Annotated in this window: 1 rRNA gene; it reads right to left on the bottom strand. The window is 53.6% G+C overall.

The annotated features are described in order from the left end of the window. Nucleotides 1-20: 20 nt before the first annotated feature. Nucleotides 21-524, bottom strand: a 16S ribosomal RNA gene (locus E0D98_RS25665); the annotation flags it as partial.

Below are 524 nucleotides of genomic sequence, written 5' to 3'. Positions count from 1 at the left end.
CAAAGAACGCTTCTTTAAGGTAAGGAGGTGATCCAACCGCAGGTTCCCCTACGGTTACCTTGTTACGACTTCACCCCAGTCATGAATCACAAAGTGGTAAGCGCCCTCCCGAAGGTTAAGCTACCTACTTCTTTTGCAACCCACTCCCATGGTGTGACGGGCGGTGTGTACAAGGCCCGGGAACGTATTCACCGTGGCATTCTGATCCACGATTACTAGCGATTCCGACTTCATGGAGTCGAGTTGCAGACTCCAATCCGGACTACGACGCACTTTATGAGGTCCGCTTGCTCTCGCGAGGTCGCTTCTCTTTGTATGCGCCATTGTAGCACGTGTGTAGCCCTGGTCGTAAGGGCCATGATGACTTGACGTCATCCCCACCTTCCTCCAGTTTATCACTGGCAGTCTCCTTTGAGTTCCCGGCCGGACCGCTGGCAACAAAGGATAAGGGTTGCGCTCGTTGCGGGACTTAACCCAACATTTCACAACACGAGCTGACGACAGCCATGCAGCACCTGTCTCAC

Origin of the sequence: Escherichia sp. KCJ4928 (assembly GCF_004352695.1) — a bacterium.
GTDB lineage: Bacteria > Pseudomonadota > Gammaproteobacteria > Enterobacterales > Enterobacteriaceae > ECMA0423.
Note: the sequence above shows the minus strand (reverse complement) of the source record. Positions and strands in the feature narration are given on the sequence as shown.